Below are 8,728 nucleotides of genomic sequence, written 5' to 3' on the forward strand. Positions count from 1 at the left end.
GCATCTACCAGAATCGCCTGGGCCTGCGGCACTGCTGCTTCAGCGGCCTTGTTCATGCTGGTTTCCAGGGCTTCGACCTGGTCGCCCTTGCCAAACATCTTCATGGCCTTGGCCGCTTTGCCCAGGTTGCCCGGCAGCTCGATGCGCACATCCGGGTTGTTGCTGAAACCACCCGGCGTGCTCAGCTGCTTGACGGCCAGCTGCGCGCCTTGGGTCAGGGCATCTTTAAGGCCGCCGCTGGCGTCCTTCTGGGTCAGGTCGCCCAGCGACAGGGCCAGGGCACTGGCCGACAGCAGCAAGCCGGCGCACAGGGTGGTGAAGCGCAGGGAAGTGCGGATCATGAAGCGTTCCTTGTAAACAGGTGAATACGGGTATCAACGAACCTGGTCGACCTTGATGCGCACAGGCTGCGGGTCATTGCCATCGAGCATCACGCCGTGGTGTTCGGTGTTGATGAACAGCAGCTTGCCATCGAGCTCGATGCGCGCGCTCACCGCGTAGCGGTGGCCGGGTTTGACCTGGGCCGGGTCGTAGGTGAGGTGAAACGGCAGCGGTACGTTGCCTTTGACCGGACCGGCCTGGCGCGCCAGGGTAACTGCGGGGGCGTCCATCAGGGAAACGTCCTGCAGTTCTACGCTCAAGGTGGCGGCGGGGGGCAGGGCGATGCGTTGCACGTAGAAGACTTCGCCATCCAGGCTGGCCTGGTTGGACGGGGTGTGGCTGGAACAGGCTGCGAGCAGGGATGCGCAACACAGCATAAAGAGCTTTTTCATGGAATCTCCGGTGTCCTTGGGGCTGGCTCGTAACCAACCCCGGGACTTTAGCGGATTTTCCCTGATCAATCAGCGCCGCGGCTTGCGCAATACGATATTGGAGAGGTCAGGCGGGCTGGAAAGGTCCAGGTTTTTAACGACGTTGCCAGCCAGCAGCACTGTGCGTTCGAGGTCATACAAACCCAGGTGCAGTTTGGCTTGTCGGCCTTCTGGCACCGAGGCCGCATCGAGGAACATCGAGAAAGGCGCGCCACCGTTTCTCAGGTACAGCGAATGCTCGGCGAGGTTGCTGGCGTAGCGATTGCTGTAACCGTCCTCTTGAATCAGAAGCAGGTGGGCATCCAGGTAGGCCGCCTCCACGCGCAGTTCCGGCGGGACGACTATCTGCCCGCTCAAGCCGAACACGAGAGGTTCGACAGGGTACTTTTGCGACGCCTGCGCAGCAGCATCGACTGCATCCAGGTTCAGCTCCAGCGGCATGCCCTGCAGGACATCGGCGATGGCCAGGGTTTGTGTGGCGCGCGCGACCACGGCTTCTGCGCCGAGCCCGATGGTACACAGGGCTTCAAGGGTGACCTGTTCCAGGCCGTCCAGGCTCAGCGGGTCGAGGTGGACGCGAAACGGCATGGGCGACCCGCTGGCCTGGGCGCTGCAGGTGGCAAGGAACTGTTCGTGTCCGTCTATAAAGGCGGTCACCCTGACCGAAAGTCGTGGCAAACCTTCGGGCAGATCCGGGATATAAGGGGTGGCAAGGTTACCGGTGATTTCCATGTCATTGGTCCTTGAACAAATTGCCGCCATGCATGCCTTCGAGCGCGCCTGCGACGCTGTCGACCACGACGCGTTGGGTGCCGAACACCCTGTACGGATCTATCGGGTGACGGCTGGTGTTGATGAAATGCAATTTGCCGTCCTTCTCGATGCGCACGGACAACGCGTAGGTCCGGCGAGGGTCGATCAGGCTGCTGTCGAAGGCCAGTTGCAGATTGATCGGCATCACACCCCCACATCGCAGGCGCAGCTCGGCCTGGCTGACGGCCGGGGCATCCGCCAGGGAAACATCAAGCAGGCTCAGTTGGACCTGGCCGGAGGGTGGCAGGCGGTTATCGCTGGAGGAGACGATCTCGACGTTGAACGACTTTAGCTGGGTCATGGTGTTACTCCTTGAGAAGGGAAACAGCACGTCGATCCTGTCCCCTCTCAAGGCCTGGCGGCAGGCTGAAAACCTACCCTTGGACTACATCCACTGGCTCGTCCCGATGCAGCGCCACCTGGCGGATCGACAGGCGCAACTCGGCCGACAGCACACGCTTGGCCACGCCTTCGGCCAAGTCGCCGAGCTTGTCGTGAAACCCCAGTTTGCCCTGCGCGTCGGCGTGCAGCACGCCTTGCTGGATGAGGGTCTGGATGAAATGGCGGAACAACGTCTTGTCGAAGAACTCCGGGGCGTTCAGGCCGTGCAGAATCGACAGGCGCTGGGCCATCATCACGCACAGGTCCTCCAGTTCCTCGGCGCTGAGGGTGCTCTGGCCGCTGTTGAGCAGCAGGGAGGTGACCATGTAGAAGCGCTGCAGGGTCTGGGTGATGGTGCGGGCCAGCAGCGTCAGCAGCACGAACGGCCGCGAGCTGGGCGCCGGGCGTATGTACACGTCGTTGTCCTGGCGCAGCAAGCCCTGGTCGACCAGTGCGGCCAGCCACTGGTCAATCACTTCGTCCAGCTGCTCCGGTGCCCAGCGCAGGAACAGCTCGGTCTGCAGGTACGGGTACAGGGCGTGCACGTACTGGCCCAGCAGTTCGCGGCTCATGCGCGAGCTGCTGAGGAAGAAACTGGCCAGCAGTGCCGGCAGGGCGAAGATGTGCAGCACGTTGTTGCGATAGTAGGTCATCAGCACCGCGTTGCCTTCATCCAGGTAAAGGATGCGGCCCAGGGCGTCTTTCTGTTCGGAAACCAGGTTCATCCCGCGCACGTGTTCGATCAGCGCCTGGCCGTCGCCGTCTGGCAGGGTCGTATGTGGCGAGTAGGGCACCTGGCGCAGCAGGGCCAGGTACAGGTCGAGTACGCGCACCAGCGCGCGTTCGTCCAGCGCCAGGCGGCTGGTGGACAGCAGCGCCAGGGCCACCAGGTTGACCGGGTTGACCGCAGCGGCCTCATTCAGGTGGCGGGCCACGGTTTCACCCAGGCGCGTGGTAGTCGCGTTGAGCCAGGCCGGACGGTACTGGGGGCCGTGGTCCTGATCACGCCAGCCAGGCTGCTGCTGGTCGAGGAAACCGGCCAGGCGGATCGGCTCGCCAAAGTTGACGTAAACCTGGCCAAAGCGCTGCTTGAGTGCGCCGAACACCTTGAAGATGTCGAAGATCGACTCTTTCTTCTTGCTGGCGCCACGCAGTTCGCCCAGGTAGGTACGGCCTTCGAGCACGCGTTCGTAGCCGATATAGACCGGTACGAACACGATCGGGGTGCGTGACGAGCGCAGGAAGCTGCGCAAGGTGATGGCCAGCATCCCGGTGCGCGGCTGCAGCATGCGCCCGGTACGCGAGCGGCCGCCTTCGACGAAATACTCGACCGGGAAGCCTTTGCTGAACAGGGTGTGCAAGTACTCGTTGAACACGGCGGTGTACAGCGGGTTGCCTTTGAACGTGCGGCGCATGAAGAAGGCGCCGCCGCGGCGTAGCAGGTTGCCCACCACCGGCATGTTGAGGTTGATGCCGGCGGCCACGTGCGGCGGGGTGAGGCCATTGCGGAACAGCAGGTAGGACAGCAGCAGGTAGTCGATATGGCTGCGGTGGCACGGCACGTAGACCACTTCATGGCCGGGGGCGATGCCCTGTACCTGCTCGATGTGGTTGACCTTGATGCCGTCGTAGATCTTGTTCCAGAACCAGCTCAGCACCACTTCGAGGAAGCGGATGGCGGTGTAGGTGTAGTCCGAAGCGATCTCGTTGCCGTAGCGCAGTGCCTGGGCCTCGGCCTTGGCCAGCGGCAGGTTTTCGCGCTGCGCTTCGTCGAGGATGGCCTGGCGCACCTGCGGGGCGTGGACCAGGCCTTTGACCAGATTGCGCCGGTGCGAGATGTCCGGGCCGATGACGGCGGTCTTGAGGTTGCGAAAATGCACGCGCATCAGGCGCTGGGCCATGCGCACGGTGCGCTCGTGGCCCTTGTTGTGCTGCACCAGTTCGCGCAGGTGAATCGGCGCCGAGAACTGCACCCGGGTCTTGCGCCCCAGAATAACCACGGTCAACAGCCGGCGCAGGCGCCCGGTCACTGCCCAGCTGTCGGCGAACAGCAGCTTCCATGGGCTGGACTCGCTGGCCGGTGTCTGGCCCCAGAACACGCTGACCGGAATGATCTGCGCATCTTCCTCGGCATGCTGGCTGATGGCCGCGACCAGGCGCTCGAGGGTGGGCGGGGCGCCACGCTTGTCCTGGCGGCCGAGCCAGTCCGGGTCGGGGGTGAGGTAAAAGAACGCGGCCGGTTCCTGCAGCGGGCCGACCGCCACCGGTAGCACCGGGCGTGGCAGCCCCGCCTTGGTGCATTCGTGGTCAAGCACGGCCAGGTCGGTGAGGGCCGGCGAAGGCAGGGCGTAGAACACCGGGCGGCTGCGGTCGAGCTTGAGGGTGAGTGAAGACTGGTTGATGGTTTCGGAGCGCACCCACAGGTACAACAGGCGACGCAAGGCGCCGAAGATCAGGCGGCGCAGGGGGGAACGGGTCATGGGGTGTGTGCCCTGGGTGTGATTTTAGATGGGTATCCAGCCAATTAGTCTGCCGTATCCGCGCAAGTTCAGCAAAAATCGCCGAACGGCGGGACCGTCATCAAATTATTTTGTTCTGTGTCATATACTCGGCCTGCCACTTGCAGGATATTTCCCCAAGCGGCGTCGACACGGGGCGGTGGCCTCGTGTCAACAAGGCGATTTTCACAATAAAAATCCGGAGTAGTTCAGATGTCGTCTCGTGAGACTGGGAATGTAAAGTGGTTCAACGATGCCAAGGGTTATGGCTTCATTCAGCGCGAAGGTGGTGCGGATGTGTTCGTCCACTATCGGGCGATCCGCGGTGAGGGGCATCGTACCCTGGTCGAAGGGCAGCGGGTGGAGTACGCCTGCGTGCAGGGCCAGAAAGGCCTGCAAGCCGAGGACGTAGTAGGGCTCTGAGCCTCTGGCTTCAAGCTGCAGGAGCGGACAAGCCCGCTCCTGCAGAGTCAGGAACGGCCCGGATTCATGACGTACGCCAGGTGATTTCCTCTTCACCGTCGGCGCTGATGCGGACCCATCGGTCGGCGTCTTCTTCCCCATCTTCCTCTACCCAGCCACCCGGCGCACAGCGCACTTCCACACCCAGTGCGGCGAACGCGGCACGGGCGCAGGCGACGTCGTCGTCCCACGGCGTCTGGTCACTTTCCAGGTACAGGCTGTTCCATTTCCCTACAGCCTTGGGTAACCAAGTCACCGGAATGTTACCGGCCTTGCATTTGAAGGTCTGGCCTTTCTGCTGCCATTCGCTGCACGGGCCGACTGCCTCGGCCAGCCACTGGGCAATCTGCTTGTGGTCGACGTCGGCGTCCTTCAGGTAAATCTCGATATCAGGTTGACGCATAAGGGCTCCGGTGTGCTCAGTCTTGGCGCACGAAATAGTCATAACGCATGGAAACCGTGACTTCGAACGGTTCTGGCTGGTCGATCACCCTGGCCCGTTTTTCGGCGCTGGCGCGCCACCCGTGCGGGGTCATTGCCAGCAGGTCGGCGCGGGCCTTGGGCAAGGCCAGGCTCAGGCGGAACTCCAGGGTTTCGCTGTGGGCGTGGGCCATACCTTCGGGGATCAGGGCCAGGTGCTTGTCGTCTGCATAAGGGCGTACTTCATCGTAGAGCACCTCGCGCAGTTCCATCAGGTGGCCGCTGGTCGGGCCAACCCGCATCAGCCCACCGCCTGGGCTGAGCAGGCGTTTGGCCTCGGCCCAGTCCAATGGGCTGAACACGCTGGCGATGAACTGGCAGCTGGCGTCGGCCAGTGGCACGCGGGCCATGCTGGCCACCATCCAGGTCACTGCTGGCGCCCGGCGGCAGGCGCGCTTGACCGCCTCGCGTGAGATGTCCAGGGCGTAGCCGTCAGCAGCAGGCAGGGCCTGGGCCAGCTGGGCGGTGTAGTAGCCCTCGCCGCAGCCGATGTCCAGCCACGCGCCCGGCTGGCGCTCGCTGGCCAGCTCGGCCAGGCGGCGGGCCACCGGCGCGTAGTGACCGGCGTCGAGAAAGTCGCGGCGAGCCTCGACCATGGCCTGGTTGTCACCCGGGTCGCGGCTGTTTTTATGCTGCACGGGCAGCAGGTTCAGGTAACCCTGGCGGGCGCGATCGAAGCGGTGGCCGGCCGGGCACACCACGCCGTTGTCGAGCGGGCTCAAGGGCGCCTGGCAAAGAGGGCAGGCAAGCATCAGGCGAGCAACCGGACCAGGGTCTGGTAGTAGATTTCGGTCAGCAGGTCGAGGTCGCTGGCGAGGATGCGCTCATCCACCTGGTGGATGGTGGCGTTGACCGGCCCCAGCTCGACCACCTGGGTGCCCATGGTGGCGATGAAACGGCCATCGGAGGTACCGCCGCTGGTGGACGGCTGGGTGTCGCGCCCGGTGACGCCCTTGATGCTGGCCGACACCGCGTCCAGCAGTTCGCCCGGCTCGGTGAGGAACGGCAGGCCCGACAGTGCCCAGTCGACCGACCAGTCCAGTTCATGCTTGTCGAGAATTGCCGCAACCCGCGCCTGCAGGCCTTCGACGGTGGACTCGGTGGAGAAGCGGAAGTTGAACAGCGCGGTCAGATCGCCCGGGACCACGTTGGTGGCGCCGGTGCCGGAGTTGAGGTTGGAGATCTGGAAGCTGGTAGGCGGGAAGAACGCGTTGCCTTCGTCCCAGTGCTCGGCCGCCAGTTCCGCCAGGGCTGGGGCGGCCAGGTGGATCGGGTTGCGGGCCAGGTGCGGGTAGGCCACGTGGCCCTGCTTGCCGCGCACGGTCAGCTTGGCACCCAGTGAGCCGCGACGGCCGTTCTTGACCACGTCGCCCAGCAGGGTGGTGCTGGACGGCTCGCCGACGATGCACCAGTCCAGGCGCTCGCTGCGTGCTTTCAGGCGCTCGATCACGGCCTTGGTGCCGTGGTGGGCCGGGCCTTCTTCGTCGCTGGTGATCAGGAACGCGACCTTGCCGCGGTGGTTCGGGTAGTCCTGCACGAAGCGCTCGCTGGCGATCACCATGGACGCCAGACTGCCCTTCATGTCGGCAGCGCCCCGGCCGCAAAGCATGCCGTCGGCGTCGATCAGCGCTTCGAACGGCTCATGCTGCCACTGCTGCACCGGGCCGGTCGGTACCACGTCGGTATGGCCGGCGAAGCACAGCACCGGGCCTTCCTGGGTACCGTGGGTGGCCCAGAAGTTGTCGACGTCCTCGAAGCGCATGGGCTCCAGCTGGAACCCGACGGCGCCCAGACGGTTCATCATCTGCGCCTGGCAGTCGGCGTCGAGGGGGGTGACCGAGGGGCGACGGATCAGGTCGCAGGCCAGTTGAAGGGTAGGCGAGAGCTCGGCAGGGGCCGTCATGGTAAAACTCCGAAAGCGGGCAAGGCGGGCAAGGCGCAATAGTTTAAAGCAAAACCTTGGTGTGAAGCGTTCGGCTTCGACTCGTTTGGCCGGCAAGCCTGAGTCAAGGGAAGTATTTCTCAATCTGTTCCGCGTACGCGAATGTGTAGGTTGTGCCCCGCCCCTAGGGGCCAACCAACACACAACGTAAGGTGAAGAGCACAATGAGTAACAAGCAGTTGATCGCCATGGGCATTGCGCTGATGTGCAGCACGACCGTGTTTGCCAGCGCCACGGATATTGTCGTCACCGGTGTCATCAAACCTGGTGCATGCACGCCTTCACTCAGTGGCGGCGGAACATTTGACTTCGGTGATATTTCGGTAGACCAGCTACATCGAGATCGACAAACTCAGTTCATATCGCCCCCCCAGCAACTTTCCGTGAACTGTAAAAGCCCTACCCGGTTCGCCTTGCGGGGGGTCGATGGCAGAGCGGGCAGTGCGGACTCGGCAGCGGGCACGATCATCGCATTTGGCCTTGGGATGAACGAGCATGGCCAGCGAATCGGCGCCTATTTCCTGCGAACGAATGCCAGCAGCTATGTTGTCGATGGCAGCACGTCCGTGACGCGTCTTATTACATCTGACAGTGGTACGTCCTGGCAGCGCGATTATACGCCGGACTATTCCTATCTCTATAACGGTGCAGTGGGCAGGTTCCATGGTTTTGCGGTCGGAGCAGCAGTACCCACGGCCATCCGGAATCTGACCGCTGATTTGCAGATTGACATGAACATTGCTGCGTTGAGGAACCTCACCGTGACCGATGACGTAAAGATCGATGGCGCTTCGACCATCGAACTGTCCTATCTGTGATCAAGCGCTGACGTCAAGCCTACAACGTTGACGATAAGCGCATTGGGGCCTTGACGTGCTCGCTGCTCCAGGGCGGCGAGCACGTTTCTTGTAGAGATTCGAGTTTGAGCATATTGATCCGTTTACTGTTGAGTGCGGGCGGCCTGCTGCTGTCGGGCAGTGCAGCACAGGCTGCTGGCATGGTCCCGGAAACTTCGGTGGTTATCGTCAACGAAGCCGATGGCGAGGCAACGATCACGGTACGCAATGAAGACCCCACCCCCGCGCTGTTGCTCGTCACACTGCAGAACCTGCCTGAAGACCTGGAGCCATTGCTGTTTCTCTCCCAGCCCGCGTGGCGCGTCGAGGCGGGCGAGGAGCAGCGGGTAAGGTTTATGTTGCGTGCAACTGCGCCCCTGCAAGTCCAGCGTTTGAAACGGGTGATATTCGAAGGCATTCAGCAGCAAAAACTGACAGGTGAGCGTATCGCCAAGGTCGGGGTGAGCGTGAGGCAGAACCTGCCTGTCATCATCCATCCCAAGG

General features: G+C 63.0%; 11 protein-coding genes. 3 read left to right on the forward strand and 8 right to left on the reverse strand.

Translation table 11 applies throughout. The features are described 5' to 3' along the window. The 5 genes from HP547_RS24230 to plsB form a co-directional block, all read right to left on the reverse strand. A partial coding sequence (locus tag HP547_RS24230; RefSeq protein WP_172287884.1) for a DUF4197 domain-containing protein occupies positions 1 to 341 on the reverse strand: 341 nt, incomplete at its 3' end. 33 nt (positions 342 to 374) lie between these two features. Then, positions 375 to 773 carry a YbaY family lipoprotein gene (locus HP547_RS24235; protein ID WP_172228986.1) on the reverse strand — a complete coding sequence of 133 codons (399 nt, stop codon included), beginning with the start codon at positions 771 to 773 and terminating at the stop codon, positions 375 to 377. Positions 774 to 842: 69 nt separating this feature from the next. Further along, positions 843 to 1,544, reverse strand: a complete 702-nt coding sequence (locus tag HP547_RS24240; RefSeq protein ID WP_172287886.1) for a hypothetical protein — start codon at positions 1,542 to 1,544, stop codon at positions 843 to 845. Position 1,545: 1 nt separating this feature from the next. Then, on the reverse strand, positions 1,546 to 1,926 hold the full coding sequence (locus HP547_RS24245; protein WP_172228982.1) for a YbaY family lipoprotein: 381 nt from the start codon (positions 1,924 to 1,926) through the stop codon (positions 1,546 to 1,548). A gap of 73 nt (positions 1,927 to 1,999) precedes the next feature. Further along, entirely contained in the window at positions 2,000 to 4,486 is a 2,487-nt protein-coding gene (gene plsB / locus HP547_RS24250; protein ID WP_172287888.1) for a glycerol-3-phosphate 1-O-acyltransferase PlsB, read from the reverse strand. Positions 4,487 to 4,717: 231 nt separating this feature from the next. Between plsB and HP547_RS24255 the strand changes: the two genes are divergently transcribed. Further along, positions 4,718 to 4,927, forward strand: coding sequence for a cold-shock protein (locus tag HP547_RS24255; protein WP_003252255.1), 210 nt, complete (start codon positions 4,718 to 4,720; stop codon positions 4,925 to 4,927). Between the two features lie 64 nt (positions 4,928 to 4,991). Here the strand turns inward: HP547_RS24255 and HP547_RS24260 are convergent, their stop codons facing one another. Genes HP547_RS24260 through dapE form a run of 3 tightly spaced genes read right to left on the reverse strand, consistent with a single transcriptional unit; the run spans position 4,992 to position 7,349 of the window. Continuing rightward, the gene (locus tag HP547_RS24260; RefSeq protein ID WP_172228971.1) at positions 4,992 to 5,369 is read right to left on the reverse strand and encodes a hypothetical protein; all 378 of its coding nucleotides are present in this window, start codon (positions 5,367 to 5,369) and stop codon (positions 4,992 to 4,994) included. Between the two features lie 16 nt (positions 5,370 to 5,385). Further along, positions 5,386 to 6,198, reverse strand: a complete 813-nt coding sequence (locus HP547_RS24265; protein ID WP_172228969.1) for a putative RNA methyltransferase — start codon at positions 6,196 to 6,198, stop codon at positions 5,386 to 5,388. Further along, positions 6,198 to 7,349, reverse strand: a complete 1,152-nt coding sequence (gene dapE / locus HP547_RS24270; RefSeq protein ID WP_172228967.1) for a succinyl-diaminopimelate desuccinylase — start codon at positions 7,347 to 7,349, stop codon at positions 6,198 to 6,200. The genes HP547_RS24265 and dapE overlap by 1 nt, the downstream gene beginning before the upstream one ends. Before the next feature lie 203 nt (positions 7,350 to 7,552). On the opposite strand from dapE, the gene HP547_RS24275 reads away from it, so the two are divergent. Then, positions 7,553 to 8,206, forward strand: coding sequence for a DUF1120 domain-containing protein (locus tag HP547_RS24275; RefSeq protein WP_172287890.1), 654 nt, complete (start codon positions 7,553 to 7,555; stop codon positions 8,204 to 8,206). Between the two features lie 104 nt (positions 8,207 to 8,310). After that, on the forward strand, positions 8,311 to 8,728 hold a 418-nt coding region (locus HP547_RS24280), incomplete at its 3' end, for a fimbria/pilus periplasmic chaperone (protein WP_172287892.1).

The sequence above is a fragment of the Pseudomonas sp. CM27 genome (genome assembly GCF_013179515.1).
Taxonomy (GTDB): domain Bacteria; phylum Pseudomonadota; class Gammaproteobacteria; order Pseudomonadales; family Pseudomonadaceae; genus Aquipseudomonas.

Excerpts from the sequence above, each read along its gene's own strand:
- HP547_RS24240 (WP_172287886.1), bottom strand. The coding sequence starts at position 1,544 with ATGGAAATCACCGGTAACCTTGCCACCCCTTATATCCCGGATCTGCCC.
- HP547_RS24255 (WP_003252255.1), top strand. The coding sequence starts at position 4,718 with ATGTCGTCTCGTGAGACTGGGAATGTAAAGTGGTTCAACGATGCCAAG.
- HP547_RS24235 (WP_172228986.1), bottom strand. The coding sequence starts at position 773 with ATGAAAAAGCTCTTTATGCTGTGTTGCGCATCCCTGCTCGCAGCCTGT.
- HP547_RS24245 (WP_172228982.1), bottom strand. The coding sequence starts at position 1,926 with ATGACCCAGCTAAAGTCGTTCAACGTCGAGATCGTCTCCTCCAGCGAT.
- HP547_RS24260 (WP_172228971.1), bottom strand. The coding sequence starts at position 5,369 with ATGCGTCAACCTGATATCGAGATTTACCTGAAGGACGCCGACGTCGAC.
- HP547_RS24275 (WP_172287890.1), top strand. The coding sequence starts at position 7,553 with ATGAGTAACAAGCAGTTGATCGCCATGGGCATTGCGCTGATGTGCAGC.
- plsB (WP_172287888.1), bottom strand. The coding sequence starts at position 4,486 with ATGACCCGTTCCCCCCTGCGCCGCCTGATCTTCGGCGCCTTGCGTCGC.
- dapE (WP_172228967.1), bottom strand. The coding sequence starts at position 7,349 with ATGACGGCCCCTGCCGAGCTCTCGCCTACCCTTCAACTGGCCTGCGAC.
- HP547_RS24265 (WP_172228969.1), bottom strand. The coding sequence starts at position 6,198 with ATGCTTGCCTGCCCTCTTTGCCAGGCGCCCTTGAGCCCGCTCGACAAC.